At 38.0% G+C, this 15,825-nt stretch carries 15 protein-coding genes; 10 read left to right on the forward strand and 5 right to left on the reverse strand.

Annotated elements, in window-relative coordinates; all coding sequences use genetic code 11:
- Positions 1–43: 43 nt before the first annotated feature.
- On the reverse strand, positions 44–622 hold the full coding sequence (locus ACE1CA_RS11095) for a Uma2 family endonuclease (RefSeq protein ID WP_413278197.1): 579 nt from the start codon (positions 620–622) through the stop codon (positions 44–46).
- Between the two features lie 225 nt (positions 623–847).
- Here ACE1CA_RS11095 and ACE1CA_RS11100 point away from each other — a divergent pair, with 225 nt between their 5' ends.
- The gene (locus ACE1CA_RS11100; RefSeq protein WP_413278196.1) at positions 848–2,539 is read left to right on the forward strand and encodes an NAD(P)H-quinone oxidoreductase subunit 4; all 1,692 of its coding nucleotides are present in this window, start codon (positions 848–850) and stop codon (positions 2,537–2,539) included.
- A 237-nt stretch (positions 2,540–2,776) separates the two neighbouring features.
- Here the strand turns inward: ACE1CA_RS11100 and ACE1CA_RS11105 are convergent, their stop codons facing one another.
- Together ACE1CA_RS11105 and ACE1CA_RS11110 are read right to left on the reverse strand one after the other, a co-directional pair.
- Complete coding sequence (locus ACE1CA_RS11105; protein WP_413278195.1) at positions 2,777–3,250, reverse strand: MAE_28990/MAE_18760 family HEPN-like nuclease; 474 nt, start codon at positions 3,248–3,250, stop codon at positions 2,777–2,779.
- A 3-nt stretch (positions 3,251–3,253) separates the two neighbouring features.
- A complete protein-coding gene (locus ACE1CA_RS11110) occupies positions 3,254–4,363 on the reverse strand; it encodes a GmrSD restriction endonuclease domain-containing protein (RefSeq protein WP_413278194.1) in 1,110 nt (369 codons plus the stop codon).
- A 666-nt stretch (positions 4,364–5,029) separates the two neighbouring features.
- Here ACE1CA_RS11110 and psb28 point away from each other — a divergent pair.
- From psb28 to ACE1CA_RS11135, 5 genes are all read left to right on the forward strand, one after another.
- Complete coding sequence (gene psb28, locus ACE1CA_RS11115) at positions 5,030–5,371, forward strand: photosystem II reaction center protein Psb28 (RefSeq protein WP_413278193.1); 342 nt, start codon at positions 5,030–5,032, stop codon at positions 5,369–5,371.
- Between the two features lie 65 nt (positions 5,372–5,436).
- Positions 5,437–5,988, forward strand: coding sequence for a MogA/MoaB family molybdenum cofactor biosynthesis protein (locus ACE1CA_RS11120; RefSeq protein ID WP_413278192.1), 552 nt, complete (start codon positions 5,437–5,439; stop codon positions 5,986–5,988).
- On the forward strand, positions 5,960–6,658 hold the full coding sequence (locus ACE1CA_RS11125) for a YdcF family protein (protein ID WP_413278191.1): 699 nt from the start codon (positions 5,960–5,962) through the stop codon (positions 6,656–6,658). The genes ACE1CA_RS11120 and ACE1CA_RS11125 overlap by 29 nt, the downstream gene beginning before the upstream one ends.
- Positions 6,659–6,743: 85 nt before the next feature.
- On the forward strand, positions 6,744–7,691 hold the full coding sequence (locus ACE1CA_RS11130) for a glycosyltransferase family A protein (protein ID WP_413278190.1): 948 nt from the start codon (positions 6,744–6,746) through the stop codon (positions 7,689–7,691).
- A gap of 30 nt (positions 7,692–7,721) precedes the next feature.
- The gene (locus ACE1CA_RS11135; protein ID WP_413278189.1) at positions 7,722–8,783 is read left to right on the forward strand and encodes a hypothetical protein; all 1,062 of its coding nucleotides are present in this window, start codon (positions 7,722–7,724) and stop codon (positions 8,781–8,783) included.
- A 15-nt stretch (positions 8,784–8,798) separates the two neighbouring features.
- Here the strand turns inward: ACE1CA_RS11135 and recJ are convergent, their stop codons facing one another.
- Together recJ and ACE1CA_RS11145 are read right to left on the reverse strand one after the other, a co-directional pair.
- Positions 8,799–11,168: a single-stranded-DNA-specific exonuclease RecJ gene (recJ, locus tag ACE1CA_RS11140; protein WP_413278188.1), complete on the reverse strand. Its 2,370-nt coding sequence runs from the start codon at positions 11,166–11,168 to the stop codon at positions 8,799–8,801.
- 30 nt (positions 11,169–11,198) lie between these two features.
- Positions 11,199–11,852, reverse strand: a complete 654-nt coding sequence (locus tag ACE1CA_RS11145) for a GNAT family N-acetyltransferase (protein ID WP_413278187.1) — start codon at positions 11,850–11,852, stop codon at positions 11,199–11,201.
- Between the two features lie 85 nt (positions 11,853–11,937).
- On the opposite strand from ACE1CA_RS11145, the gene ACE1CA_RS11150 reads away from it, so the two are divergent.
- From ACE1CA_RS11150 to ACE1CA_RS11165, 4 genes are all read left to right on the forward strand, one after another.
- Positions 11,938–12,594, forward strand: a complete 657-nt coding sequence (locus ACE1CA_RS11150; protein ID WP_486517760.1) for a Uma2 family endonuclease — start codon at positions 11,938–11,940, stop codon at positions 12,592–12,594.
- Between the two features lie 71 nt (positions 12,595–12,665).
- Positions 12,666–13,322: a Uma2 family endonuclease gene (locus ACE1CA_RS11155; RefSeq protein ID WP_486517761.1), complete on the forward strand. Its 657-nt coding sequence runs from the start codon at positions 12,666–12,668 to the stop codon at positions 13,320–13,322.
- 54 nt (positions 13,323–13,376) lie between these two features.
- Positions 13,377–14,021 (forward strand): Uma2 family endonuclease, encoded by a 645-nt coding sequence (locus tag ACE1CA_RS11160; RefSeq protein ID WP_413279052.1) that lies wholly within the window; start codon positions 13,377–13,379, stop codon positions 14,019–14,021.
- Positions 14,022–14,624: 603 nt separating this feature from the next.
- Positions 14,625–15,485, forward strand: a complete 861-nt coding sequence (locus ACE1CA_RS11165) for a Cof-type HAD-IIB family hydrolase (RefSeq protein ID WP_413281889.1) — start codon at positions 14,625–14,627, stop codon at positions 15,483–15,485.
- The last annotated feature ends 340 nt before the right edge of the window (positions 15,486–15,825 follow it).

The raw sequence follows: 15,825 nt of genomic DNA on the forward strand, positions 1-15,825 counted from the left end.
CCCAAAAATACTTTATATCTTTTCGGGCAGAGGGGCAGAAGCGTTAACTATTAACAATTGTCTGTTGAAATGCTTTCAAGGCTTCAAGTTTAGAAGCCATCATCACGCAGCGAGCCAGCAGGTCAATATCCAAATCTGGTAAAATTCCCGATCGCTCTATCTGCTCATATCCAGATTCTTGCAAACGGTAGAGCTTGAATAAACCATCTTCCCAAAACCAAACTTCCGGGACACCTAAAACTTTGTAGCGGGTCAATTTGCGATCGCTACCACTAGTAAATATTACTTCTACAACTAAGTCAGGTTTCGTCGCTGTAGCACTACCAATGGCAAATGATTCGTCAGCTTGCGCGGAAACTTCCTCGTTCTTTTCCTGGGTAAAGCTGCCTAATGGGTTAAATTCAATGTTTTTGGCAAAGTATTGGCAGAGTAAAAACGCAATCATGCGACTGATTGATTCGTGTTCCGGGGAAACCGTCAAGATTTCAATTTCTCCTTTGTAATAAGCCAACCTGATTCCTGGTGAGTCAGCAAAGCTTTCCTGAAGTAACTTGAACTGTTGCCAGATCATCCCAGAGTGGACTAGCCGTTGGTCTTTTGTATTGTCTAACTTTACTGCCATGACCGAAATTTCCTACTCTTACCACCAGCTTACCTAACCATCCTTTCGGCTTTCTGGGATCGATCGCCATTTAGGCAAACACTATTCCCCCTTCTCTTCATCTGTCTAGCTATAGATAAGTCTATATAACAATGGCAGAAAAAGATTTATCAAAAATTGTTACTAATTTGTTACGAAGTTTAATAGAATATAAATATTCACAAATAAGTATTTTTGCTCAAGGCCATGATAGAGGCTCAATTTCCCTGGCTCAGTGCGATCGTCCTGCTCCCCCTGGTAGCATCCCTGCTCATCCCCGTATTGCCCGACAAAGACGGCAAGCGCGTGCGGTGGTATGCTCTCGGCGTAGGTTTCGCAGATTTTGTGTTGATGTGCTACGCCTTCTGGAAGCATTACGATCCAACCACTGCTACTTTTCAACTCGCGGAAAAGTATGCTTGGGTGCCGCAATTAGGTCTAAACTGGTCAGTTTCAGTTGATGGGCTATCTGTACCGCTGGTGCTTCTAGCAGGTTTGGTGACTACTTTAGCGATTTTGGCGGCTTGGCAAGTCGATCGCAAACCCCGCCTATTCTACTTCCTGATGCTGGTACTCTACTCGGCACAGATTGGGGTTTTCGTCGCTCAAGACTTGCTACTACTTTTCATTATGTGGGAAGTAGAACTAGTTCCCGTTTACTTGCTCGTCTCCATCTGGGGTGGGCCAAAACGTCGTTACGCAGCTACAAAATTCATCATTTATACTGCACTAGCTTCTATATTTATCCTCGTAGCAGCCTTAGCAATGGGGCTTTATGGTGGTGGCAACATTACCTTTGATATGGCAGAACTCGCTACAAGGAATTACCCATTATTACTAGAACTGTTACTATATGCGGGTTTACTGATTGCCTTTGGTGTGAAACTGGCGATTTTCCCGATGCACACCTGGCTACCTGACGCTCATGGTGAAGCTTCGGCTCCTGTGTCGATGATTTTGGCAGGTGTATTGCTGAAAATGGGCGGATATGGGTTAATTCGCTTGAACATGGAAATGCTCAATGATGCTCATGTTTACTTTGCTCCGGTTTTAGCAATCTTAGGTGTAGTTAACATTATTTACGGTGCGTTGACTTCTTTTGGTCAAACTAATATGAAGCGCCGCCTCGCTTACTCTTCCGTTTCTCACATGGGTTTTGTGCTGTTGGGTATTGCTTCTTACACTGATTTAGGTGTGAGTGGCGCAATGCTGCAAATGATTTCTCACGGTTTAATTGCTTCGGTATTGTTCTTTTTGGCTGGTGTGACTTACGATCGCACCCATACCCTAGCATTAGACGAAATGGGCGGAATTGGTCGAGCAATGCCGAAAGTTTTTGCTCTATTCACCGCAGGCGCAATGGCATCTTTAGCACTCCCTGGAATGAGCGGTTTTGCCAGCGAACTCTCAGTTTTCGTCGGTATAACTACAGGCGATATCTACAGTTCTACTTTCCGTACCGTGACAGTTTTCCTCGCCGCAGTCGGTGTGATTCTCACTCCAATTTACTTGCTCTCGATGTTGCGTCAAATCTTCTTTAATTCTGGTGCAGCACCTAATTGCAACTTGGGTAATGAAACTGTTAAAGCTTCGGGAGATCAAGAAGCTGTCTGTTTTGGTACTAGCTGCGTTCTCCCTGCAAATGCTCACTTTAGAGATGCAAATCCCCGCGAAATCTTCATCGCTGCCAGCTTTTTGGTGCTAATAATTGGAATTGGTTTTTATCCGAAATTGGCTACCAAATTGTATGATGTAAAAACTGTGGCAGTAAACGCTGAAGTCCGTCAATCTTACACGCAAATTGCCCAAAGTAATCGGCAAGTTTATGCTAAAGCTTCGTTCGCTGCACCAAAAATTGTTGAAACAGAAATTGCTACTGTTTCGGGATTGGTGAAGTAAGTTTTCATTTTCTACTTGTGTTGAATTGGGTTGAAAATTAGCGATCGTTCTTTCTAGTTGGGGAGAGGGCGATCGTTTTTTTGATATACCTATGTTGTATATACATAGGGCTTACGCACTGTAACAGAAGCACAAGGATTTCAGCTTCTTTACAAGGATTTCAGCTTCTTTATAAGTGTCCAGAATGGCGGAATTTAGTACTCAGTGCGTAAGTCCTAGTTCAGACAAAATTATTCCTTATTGAATTATGTCTTCTAAGATTTCTATAGTCTTTTTAACATTGCTATAGTAGGCAGAAATTCTTGCGTAAGTAATACCCACATTTCTACCATGAGCTATGTCATGTCGATTACTGATTACACTGTCAATTGAATTTTTTATCTCGTCTTTCATAGAACTTTTTGTTTGAATTTGATCAACAAATTCATCTGCCCAATCTTGGCTGAATTTCCCTAGTATTTCTATAATTCTACTAGTCTTGCAATTTGTAATATTGCTTATCTGTTTCTCAACAAAGTTTTGGATATTAGATGAAGCACGTTTTTTCGTATATTCCTCCAACAATACTCTTAAAGATTCCTCTATAAATCCTGAGACTAAAACACAAAGATACTTTGACCATTCACTTTGATCGGCAGGAGTTGTAATCGAGGAGATTCTTGCAAAAAGATTATCTAGCTTTTGGCGATGGGACAAGATCAATCGATTCATCTATTAAGTGTTTTTGTAAATTTTTCTCGTTATATCAAGTCTGTCCATAAGGTTCTTTTTACTAGTTGTAGAAGAGCGAGAGAGCGACCAAAAATTTTTGTCATTAATGAGAGTGTCATAGAATTTCTTAAAATGGTTACATTCTAGATTACCGCTTCTTAGTTCTTTAGCAGTAACAAGCATAATACTCTCAAAAAGGCTTTTATTAAAAAGTTTATTATGAAAGAATACTTTTTCACCAATACAATCCTTGAGGAATTGAACTGTATCTATAAAAATCTCTCTTATCTCAATTTCTGAAATTCGTTCTAAATTCTGATTTTTCAGCATAAACCTATTAAGGAAATCAACCATATTTCCTTTATACTCATCTAAGTCATAGTATAAAGCTATAAATCTTAATATTAATTCTTGCTCGATTACTCGGTTGTCATCTTTTGAATAGAGTAGTTTCCAAGTTTGATGATTTGATAATTCTTGAAGCAATGCACTGAATGCACCATGATAAATTGCATTTCTAATCTCTTGTGACTTCAATGGAGTGCCTGTTGTATTTAATCTCTCAAATAAATAATAGATTCCTCGTGGATCGTAGTTGTCAGATATTATTATGCAATGAATAATTGTATTATTTAAAATCCGCCGCTGAGTAATAGGCAAACTAGAATAAGTGAGTCCATCGAAAGCGGGTATAACTCCTTTTAGTTTAAAAATTTTTCCATCAGGAAAAGATCCTTTATAAAAGTACTGTAATGTTTTAAGTCTTTGTTGCCCATCAATGATAATGTATTGATGTGAAAATTTGTCCTTTGCAATAAAAAGTGCAGGAGTTGGAAGCCCAATTAACAAAGATTCAATAAAGCGCGATGCTTCTTCCTCTCTCCAAACGTATTGTCTCTGGAAACCAGGAATGATGAAATCCCCCTCCTCCATTCTTTTGACTAGTACATCGACAGGGAAATCTGCGCCGTAGTACTCTACGTTGAGTCTAGTATTTTCAGCTTCTGCAAGCTCGTTATTTGTCATTGCCTTTGTACTCTTGTGTGCTGTAGCTTTTAAGCTCATCGCTAAATGGTCAATATCCTTAGATCCTAGCTTATGGATTGCTTGCAAGATCCAAAATTTGTAAGTAATTCTCTATTCATATCTGATAATATTGCTATCAAGAAGCACTTTTCACCGTCCTGGTAATGAACGGTCTTGACGGATTTTTCTCTGCCATAAAACTGGATCTAGATCGGACATTGATTGAATCATAGAGAGATTTTCTAAGATTTCAGCCATTTTACGATCGCGTGCCTTTGCCTCTAAATCTGTCTCATTTTCTAGCAGTGTAACCTGTACTTGGTTCAGGATGACTTTTATCGGGGTGAACCTGCAACGGATGATTTAATAGAATAAAGAATCTGTACCAAGTCGCAAAATGCAACTTGGTAACAGAACAAACGCAAATTGACACTTCAAACGCTACCTATATAATCTCGCTGAGCGATGCTCCAACAAGCAAAGGTTATGCGTAGTTATGCGTACCAAGTATAAATTATACGAATTGATAACAAACCAAGCACAAAAAGAAGGCTGTCTTTATCAACTTTTTATACTGGAAAGAAAACTGTGTTAATTACATAAAGTTATGTAAGCAATTTTACGAAAAATCATAAAGATAAATGTCTGATTTTATACAAATAACCTCTGTTTTGAAAAGATCTAGAATTTTAGGTTCTAAATAATGAGAAAATACTAGGATGACCGATCGTAAAATTTGTCTATTAAGGTATCATGGCTGAAATTCAGTTTTCTAGAGACATCAATGAAGAAGTTGTTCCCAATGTACGGATTACCCGATCACGGGATGGTAGTAATGGCACAGCAACATTTTATTTTGAAAAACCAAAAGCTCTTAGCAACCAGAATCAGGAAGAAATTACGGGAATGTATTTAATTGATGAAGAAGGCGTATTAGTGACAAGGGAAGTAAAAGGTAAGTTTGTTAACGGTCAACCTGAAGCAATAGAAGCAGTTTATGTCATGAGATCAGCTGATGACTGGGATCGATTTATTCGATTTATGGAGCGCTATGCAAAACAACATGGTTTAGGTTTGAACCAATCAAAACAATGAAATAAATAAAATTGGGGATGAAGTTAATTTTACTACTTCATCCTTCTTGTAGTTCAGTAAAATATATGAGTAACTTACCACATCCAGACAGTTCAGAAATCATCATAAATTGTGCAGTAATTACAGTCAGCGATACAAGAACTGAGGAAACCGATCGCAGCGGAAATTTAATTAAAAATTTATTAAAAAATGCTGGTCATACTGTAGGAGCTTACGCTATTGTCAAAGATGAACCAGTGCAAATTCAACAGCAAATGCAGGTTTTGAGTAAACGCTCAGATTTGCAAGCTTTGATTTTTAATGGTGGTACTGGGATTGCGCCAAGGGATACAACTTATGATGCGATCGAACAGTTACTCGAAAAAACTTTGCCTGGTTTCGGGGAGTTGTTTCGCTTTTTGAGTTATCAGGAAATTGGATCGAGGGCGATCGCATCTAGAGCAGTAGCGGGGATTTACCAAAGTAAACTAATCTTTTCTGTTCCTGGTTCTAGTAATGCTGTAAAACTCGCAATGGAAAAATTGATCGTGCCAGAACTGGTACATTTAATAACTCAACTTAACCCTAACTTCGCCAAAAACAGTAGCAATGAAACCCAAGAAAAAGCAGAAAAATGAATTTAGGTTTTGGTTGCCTTTTTTGGGTAGGCGATCGCTACTCATCGTTTTAACTGGATTCTGCTTAATCGTAGGAATTTGTTTACTATATAACAGCGTTATTTTATATACAGCATCTCAAAAACCAGTAGGCGCTATTTTAGTATTAGGAGGAAGTATTACCAGAGAAATTCATGCTGCTGAATTAGCTAAAGAATCACCCGAAATTCCTATTTTAATTTCTCACGGTTCTTCAGAACCTTGCATTTTACTAATATTTCAAAAAGTTGCTGCTTCCATTGATAAAGTTTGGCTAGAAAAGTGCGCTAACTCAACCTTTGGAAACTTTTATTTTAGTTTACCAATCCTTAAACAATGGCAAGTAAACAAAGTTAAAGTTGTTACTTCAGCGACCCATTTACCAAGAGCAATTTGGTTAGCGCAAATTATGTTAGGTTCGCACGGAATTTGGGTAGAATTAGAAATAGCAGCAGAAACTAAAGGCGTTCCCGCCAATCGCGAATCACTTCTGGTGACTACAGCAGATGTAACTCGCGGGTTAATTTGGGCTGTTGTCAGCCAATTTTATGAACCGAAATGTAATGACTTAATCCCGCTTTCCCAAGTTGATTTAACTGTTTGGAAAATGAAAGGGTTTAAATGTGAAAGACAAGCCAATCTGCCTTACTGAATGGAAAAAGAGTGATTTATTGCATGACTAGTGGGAAAATATCATTAAAACCTTTGTAAAATTATCTAATTAACATTGAAATGCCATGAACGAGAAACCAATTTTATCTATAGTCACACCCACCAAAGGAAATTATTCAGAATATTGGGAAGAACAACTATTGAAAATAAAAGGAGATATTCAGTTTATTTTAGTTTATCCTCCTGGTGTAGAAATAAAACGGATAAATGATTATAGGGTGAAAAACTTAACCAGTCCTTACAAGGGTGAAACAATTCAAAGAATTATTGGATTGTTAAACGCATCAGGAGAATATGTCCTGTCGTTAGATGATGATGATTTTGTGCATCCTGATTTAATAAATTTGGTCAGCGAATATTTTAAGAGATTTCCCAATAGTTGGATTTTGCGGTTAAAAAAAGCGGAAATAGATTTTCAAAACCAAGAGCGGATCAAACAAAATTGGGAGAGTATTCCTGATGTTAATCAACTAGAGATATGCAAAAAGACACCAGAGAATCCCTATCCCTATCAACAGGGAAAATATCAAGGGTTGTTGGAAGTTCCCATTGCGCCTCTAGACAAAAATTTTGATGTTCGATATGCAGTATGGCCTTTAATGCAGAGAACAGATAATAATGGGTATCACTTTGAAAATTTTAATAATATTGTTTGGAAAAACAAGTTAGTTAAAGAAGCGTTGCAAGACCTTTCACAAGCGATGAAAATTGGCAGTGTTTTAACCTGGATACCCTTTTGGGGAATCGATCGGTTATTAGGCTTATTTGTGCAGGCTAAATTCTACAAGAAGGATGCAATAATCGGTCATTGGATGCCAGATCCAGAACAAATTAGATATATTGATAAACCTCCGGCTTTGAAACCACCCAGGATTCACGTTATTGCCGATGTACTTTTGGTTAAATCTTTTCCCCAGTATGGATACTTTTGGAACCTTTTCTTTAATAAGTTATATGGTGTACCAAGGGTATTAGGCAAGGTGGCAAAATGGAAGTTGATGAAGAAGAAATAAAAAATAACTTTTCAATTTGAGGAAACTAGGATGACAGATAAATTACCACCGATTTATTTTTATATACCGCAAAATCAATGGTCTGCTAAAGACATTCCAGAAAGTGCCGATACCTACTTGTTAGATCGTAAGTTAACTGATGGTGTATATGCCTGGACATTACAAACTTATCTTCGTCTGAAAAATGATGGTTTTCCCTGCCAATTAGTGGGAACTGTTCCAACAGAAGGAATCGTTTTTGCACATCAAAGTTCTCTGCCAGCCAACTTGCAACCGAGGCCAAAATTGCTGATTGTATGTTTGCAAGCGGACAAAGAAATGCACCCTTACGCACAACTTCATGTAGTACCAACTCCGCAAGCGGAAAAGTTTAATCGTCAGGGAGAGTTGTGGAATAGTTATTATTTACCCCATTGGCCTCAGCCTGGTTTAATTCCTCGCGATCGCACGCGGGGCGATAAGTTTGAAAACGTGGCTTACTTCGGTTTGGAAAGAAATTTGGCACCAGAATTGCGGGAATCTTCTTGGGAGGAAGAACTCAAAGCTTTAGGTTTGCGTTGGGATAGAGTGACTCGCGATCGCTGGCACGATTTCAGTCAGGTTGATGCGATCGTCGCTGTCCGCAGTTTTCAATTCCACCCAGAGAACAAACCTCCCCAGAAACTATATAATTCCTGGTATGCTGGTGTTCCGGCTATTTTAGGTTGTGAATCCGCATTTCAAGCTGAGCGCAAAAGCGAATTAGACTATCTGGAAGTGTCTTCTTTTCCCGAACTAATTTCGGCTCTTAAGCGACTCCGGGATGACAAAGAGTTGCGTTATGCCATGATGGAAAATGCGCGATTTCGTGCTGAAGAAATTCGGCCTGAAGCGAGCGTTTTGAAATGGCGTGATTTGATAACAAATAAGATAGTTCCTGCTTATGAAAGTTGGTGTAAAACCTCAAATTTTACACAGAAAATCTCTCTGATTCGTAGATATTCTAAATTCAAAAGTCACCGAATAAAAAATCGTATACAATCCTTATTATTTGCAAATAATAAGGTGATTATAATGCTAAAAATATTGAGTTTTTTGGCAGTGTGTGATTAATAGTTAATTGCCTATTTAACTGGGAAAAAAAGTGGTTTGATAAGCTACTGAGCGAATAGTGGCAATGGGAACTTCAGAGAAATACTGACGGCGGAATTGTTCTTCTTTCACAGTTGCTAAAAATTGCTCAATGCTAGAGAGAACTTTTTCATCTAATATTACTGATTCAAATTGGGTATTTCCAGTTATTTTAACATAGCCATCGCCATTTTTTATCGTAAAACCTAATTTAGTTAATGTTTGTAATCCTAAATGCAAACAAGTATCGCTAATACCTAATTTTTGCTGGAATTGAATTATTGTAGCTGTTTTACCAGTACGACTAAGAAATTTAGCAATTCCTATCAGTCGTTGCCAGATTTCTTCTGGTGGTGTTTGCTGTGGGGGTGGATAGGCGATCGCTAATTTCTGTTTTGTTTGCCAAGCACGTCGAAACCACAATTGTAAATCATCCCAATTTGTGGGACACTCGGAAGCTACTAAAAGTTCGTCATTGGTAATTGATAATTGTTTTTCTATTTTTTCTCGCCAATCTATTATCCAATCTATTTGATTAAAGCTATTGTATAAAGTAAGATTTTCCTCACAAGAACGCACAGCAACTAATCGCACTTCATAGCGTTTTTGGTAGGTATTAAAATCTAGTTCTGCGATCGCATCACAACGCCCTTGCGGAATTTCCTCTTTGTAATGTCCCCACCATATCCCCGGAAAGCCAACTTTAGTTGATGTATCTTTAATCAAAAAGTTAGTTTTAATGTAGGTAACTTTATTACCAATAGCATCTTTTATATTGTAATTTTCTAAATTTTCAAACCAACAATTTTTAATCATTAATTGTGGGACAGGGTTGCCCATACCACAAGGTTCTAAAACCTTCATTTCTCGAAATAACTCTTGACCTAATTCAGCCACTTTTACCACTAAATCTGCTGTTATTACTTGGTTCAACTTAGTAGGATCTGCGCCAATTTGTTGCCGTAATTGATGATTAATTGCTTCCGTAAATAAGGGAATATTTTCCACTGGAAGACTCAAACCTGCGGCGAAAGGATGTCCACCAAATCGATGTAACAAATGCGCTTGATCTTTAACTAATTGATAAAGGTCAATTTGATTAACAGAACGCGCCGAACCTCTAGCAAAATAGATATTTTCTGATGATTCTTCTGGTGTTTCTACGCTTAGTAAAATTGTTGGACGACCTGTTTCTTGGGCAACTTGACCAGCAACTAAACCTAAAACTCCAACAGGCCAACCTACTTCTGTTAAAACAATTATACTAGTAGTTGATAAGTCTAATTGAGCTAATTTTTGCCATACTTGTTTTTCGACATCTTTCTGTAATGCTTTGCGGCGAGAGTTAGCTAATTCGGTTTCCGAAGCTAGTTTTTCTACCAGTTTTAAGTCGCGACTAGTGAGCAATTCTACACAAAAAGTAGCATCTCCTTGAATGCGACTAACGGCGTTAATTCGAGGGCCAATACCAAAGGAAATATCTGTTGGTCGATCGCCACTTTTCTTACAAAATTCCAGCAATCTACCTATTCCCGGATGTCGCCTTAATTTAGGTGGTTTTTGTAAATCTGTTTGCAGTTTTTCAATACCTAATTTAGCTAAATATCGACAATCACCACTTAATTGTACCAAATCAGCAATTAACCCGATCGCCACTAAATCTAATAAATCTTCTAATGGTTCTTCAGGAATGTTAGGCAAAGTTTGATAAAGTGCTTCTACTACTTTGTAAGCAACAGCAACACCCGAAAGATTAAATAATTGATGATCTGGAGGTAAATTACGGGGATTAATAATTGCTACTACTGGGGGTCTTGCTGGCAATAGAGTATGATGGTCGGTAATAATTACATCAATTCCTAATTTTTGAGCAAATTCAATCTCAGTTAAATTAGTGCTACCAGTATCACAAGTAATAATTAATTTAACTCCTTGTTTAGCGAGTTTTTCAATTCCCTGACAGTTCAAGCCATGAGATTCAGTAAAGCGATTAGGAATGTAATAAATTAATTGTGTATTTTGGGGAAAAAACTGTCCTAAACCTTCCCATAAAACAGTAGTAGAAGTGATGCCATCAGCATCAAAATCTCCCCAAATAGCAATCATTTTTCGCTCATTTCTTGCTTGAAGCAATCTTTCAATTAGCCAATTCATTTCCTGACCAAAAGCAAAGGGATTAGCAGGTTTGTAAAGGTCAGTATTTAAATATTCCGCTAATTCTTCGGCATTACGAATTCCTCTTTGCCATAGCAATTGAGCAGCATAATTCCCAGATAATTCAGGTGCTTGTTGTTTAATTGCGTTAATCAACCATTCTGGCGGTTGAATTATTGGCTGTACTTGCCATTTAGGTTGCTGCTGAGGCATTTTTATTTCCTTAAACTAGCATTTCATTTGTTAAGAAATAGGCGAAATATCAGGATTACTTACATCTGGCAATTCTGAATCTGTTACCATTACTTTAGTAGCAGCTTCACTCACAGCTTCCGATGTTTTGGTAGATGGACGACGGCGCGATCGCTTATATGCAGACCTCTCCGCTTTTTCCCGTTCATAAGCAATTAATCTGCCATAATATTCATGTTTACTCAAGTTCATAGACAAAAAAACGTGCTGACGGGTATTACCAAAACCTTTGCGAGTAAAAAATTTCACCGCTGGCGTATTAGCTGGATCGGTATCTACCAACATAAAACGCACCCCATCTTCAATCATTCTTTCCACCAGTTTATCAACTAATTTGTCACCCACACCTCGACGTTGAAAATTAGGATTAACTCCCAACCAGATAATGTAACCATAAGTCCAGGTTGCTTTGTTAATAATTGTACCCAAAACGAAACCTGCTAATTGTTCGTCTATTTCTGCAACTAAACAATATTCTGGATCGGTATTGTATAGTCCGATTACTTCCCATTCATCCCAAGTGCGATATAAATACGGGTACAAATCGCTGGTAAAAATATCTTCACCCAAATGATACACAGGTGCAATGTCATCTATTTCCATATTGCGGATATAGATTGAGTTATAGTTTTCCGATTGACTCATAAATCAATGATTATCTTTTCTATTACTTGGCTTAAATCTATAATATATTTAATTCATGCAATATATCATATACTCCCGCTTAATTATGAATAACGTAACTTACTTATTAGATAATTCCCCTATTTCCCAATGGCAAACAGCTACATGGGAAAATTATTTAGCTGCTTGCGAAGATCCCAATTGGGAATCAGCTAAAATATTTTTTTATGACGGTTATCTTTTAATTGAGATGGGTAACGAAGGAATTAACCACGCTAGATTTAACTCTTTGCTAACAATGATATTTGTCCTGTGGTTTAGTAGCAAAGGGGGTGCTTTTGACGACTTAGGAGGATGCGTAATTGAGAAGCCAAATGTAGGTGGAGGTGCGCCCGATCGCGTTTTATACGTTGGTAAAGATTTTCCCCAATGGCAAACAGGAGAACCGCGAAAAATTAACCTAGATAAATGGCGAGTACCCGATTTAGTTTGCGAAATTGCCGATACAACATTAGCCAATGATTTAGACGATAAAAAACGGTTATATGCAGCTTTAAAAATTCCCGAATACTGGGTGGTAGATATTAAAGGTGAAAGAGTATTAGCATTCCGATTACAAGAAAATGGTAAATATCAAGAATGTAAATTTTCAGGAATTCTCGAAGGACTACCAATTTCTCTATTATCAGAAACTTTGAAAAGGTTAGTGCAAGGAAATGGGATAGCAGCGATGTGGTTTGCTCAACAAATTTTTAGTTTGTAGTGAATTTGTTACTAATTGCTTTGTTTTATTCCTGTATTTTGATATAGTATTGTAATAGTCAGAATTGAACGATGAATAACGTAACTTACTTATTAGATAATTCACCTATTTACCAATGGCAAACAGCCACTTGGGAAGATTATTTAGCTGCTTGCGAAGATCCCAGTTGGGAATCAGCTAGAATATTTTTTTATGACGGTTATCTTTTAATTGAGATGGGTAACGAAGGAATTAATCACGCTAGATTTAACAATCTCTTAACACTGGTGTTTGGCTTTTGGTTTAGTAGCAAAGGGGGTGCTTTTGACGACTTAGGAGGGTGCGTAATTGAGAAGCCAAATGTAGGTGGAGGTGCGCCCGATCGCGTTTTATACGTTGGTAAAGATTTTCCCCAATGGCAAACAGGAGAACCGCGAAAAATTAACCTAGATAAATGGCGAGTACCCGATTTAGTTTGCGAAATTGCCGATACAACCTTAGCCAATGATTTAGACGATAAAAAACGGCTATATGCAGCTTTAAAAATTCCCGAATACTGGGTGGTAGATATTAAAGGTGAAAGAGTATTAGCCTTTCAATTACAAGAAAATGGCAAATATCAAGAATGTGAATTTTCAGGAATTCTTGAAGGACTACCAATTTCTCTATTATCAGAAACATTGAAAATGTTAGTGCAAGGAAATGGAATGGCGGCGATGTGGTTTGCTCAACAAATTGCTGCTTTGTAATGAATATAGCTTTGCTATAATTAGAAAAATGTAAGCTTTGCAGGTAATGAAATTATGGTATTACCCACAATTACTGAAGATAACATTTCTTTAGCACCAGGGGATGAACTAATCCTCAGATTTAGAACTTGGCAAGATTATGAGACATTGTTAAAGTGTCGAGAAGATAAAGCTGGTTTGAGAATTCGTTACAACAGTAAAACTCAAGAAATTAGAATTATGTCACCATTACCCAAACATGGAAATCAAGCCGATTTATTAGCGGATTTAGTGAAAGCTTTACTCCGACATATTGGGAAATACTGGCAATCTTTTACCCCCATTACCCTAAAGCGAATTAACCGACAGGGAATTGAACCGGATTACTGTTTTTATATAGACAATCGCGATCGCATTTTAGGCAAAGAATACATCGACTTAGAAACAGATCCTCCTCCAGATTTAGCTATTGAAATTGATTTAACTTGTACTGCTAAACCAGAAGATTATCAAACGATCGCACCTGTGGAACTTTGGATTTATCGCCAAAATCAACTATTAATTTATCATTTTGATTCACAACAGTATCAAGAGTCTCAAATTAGCCACTGGTTTCCTAATTACAATCTCAAAAATCTAATTCCCCAATACATCGATCGAGGTTGGCAAATTGGTTCTAGCATAGCACTGCGAGAATTTGAAGAAGTTTTGCGATCGTAGCGTTGAAAGTCTTTGGTTAGTGTCAATGATTGCTCTAATTTTCATCTGCTTATTGACTTATTTATTAAGGATATTGTAGCAACTATCGATCAGAGTTTTTTGGGGCGATCGCTTTTGGGATGGGAGATGAGAGGGCGATCGTATTTACAAAAAATTTGCGTTTTTCCCATTCCTCCCAATCAAATTTAGGGACTTTTTTAAATGTAATTGTGTCTTCTGTCGTCACAACTGAGTATTGTTCACCGTTAGAAAATTGCTCTCAAATTTCTGGAGGAAGTTCTAAGTTTCCTTCGGGTGTTAAGGTGATAGTAATTGTTTTTTCCATGTTCGCCTCATTGCATATTTTGTAAATCTTGTAATTCTGATTATGGCACATCTGACAAATCCAAACCAAGAGCATAGGTTTTTATTCTTATTTAAAATGCTCTGCTTCTCTAATGATTTTAAGGAATGGAAGATAGGGGAAAGATCGATCGCACTTAACCCCCCAAAATCAACTAATAGAAAAAAACTATACTATCTATCTAATCCAATTTGCGTTAAATTTAGCGGATGGTGCGTTATTAACGCACCCCACAATAAAGCTCAACCAACAGTTAAATCATGAATAGAGAAATTAACCAGCCATTAACAGCAGAAAACTCGGAAATTAAACTCTTAGTTCTCGACATTGATGGTACGATCGCTGGAGAATCTAACCAAGTTACTGAAGCTGTCAAACAAGCAATAAAAGCAGTGCAAGCTAAAGGTGTAAAAGTGGCGATCGCCACAGGTAGAATGTACTGTTCCGCCTTACGCTTTCATCAAGATATCAATTCCGATCTGCCACTCATGGCTTACCAAGGCGCACTAATCAAAGATCCTGCCACAGATAAAATTTTACGTCATTGGCCTGTATCTAAAGATATGGCATTGCGGTTATTAGATTATTTTGAACAGCCAGAACTGCGATCGCTACTTTCCGTTCACTTTTATATCAACGATCAACTTTATGTCCGAGAAATCACCCCAGAAACCGAAATTTACGCTGTACGTTCCAACATTCAACCAATAACTGTTGGTGACTTGCGAACAGTTTTAGACAGCAACAATGAACCGACAAAAATATTAGCATTAAGTGACGATACCGACGTAATCGAACGTCTTTTAGGCACGCTCAGAAAACAATATACCCCAGCAGAACTTTATCTCACCACATCTGTAGCCACCTTTTTTGAAGCCACTAACCCTTGGGTAAATAAAGGCGCAGCTGTGCGTTATTTAGCTGAAGAAATTTTAGGATTGTCAGCTAGTAACATTATGGCTATAGGCGATAACTTCAATGATTTAGAAATGCTCGAATATGTAGGTATTGGAGTTGCAATGGGTGGTGGCCCTGCGGAAGTGCAAGCGATCGCACATTGGGTAGCACCCAGCGTCGAGGAAGATGGCGTAGTTGCTGCGATCGAGAAATTCATCCTCTAAAAATACCCTTAAATCAGAAAGAGAACCGACGACTGGCCGTGTTTCGTCTCGGTTCTCTTGCTGGTTCGCTCCTCACACATCTGTAACTATACAGGAGGTATTTTAATTTGTCACCCCTTTTAAGAAAATTTTCACTATTTAGACGTACAAGGCGTACAACCCTTGAGGGAAGGCAGAGGGACTCCAGGCACAGAGGGACAAGGGGACAAGGAGACAAGGGGAATTTTTATCTTCTGCCTTCTGCCTTTCCAAGCGATTAGAAATCGCGGCTACACAGACAAAGCCTGCCTCCGCAGGCTAAAAGTCCGCGCAGGCGGACTTAGTTTGTATAGCCCCAGAC

Origin of the sequence: Floridaenema evergladense BLCC-F167, from assembly GCF_041929205.2 — a bacterium.
Lineage (GTDB): Bacteria > Cyanobacteriota > Cyanobacteriia > Cyanobacteriales > Aerosakkonemataceae > Floridanema > Floridanema evergladense.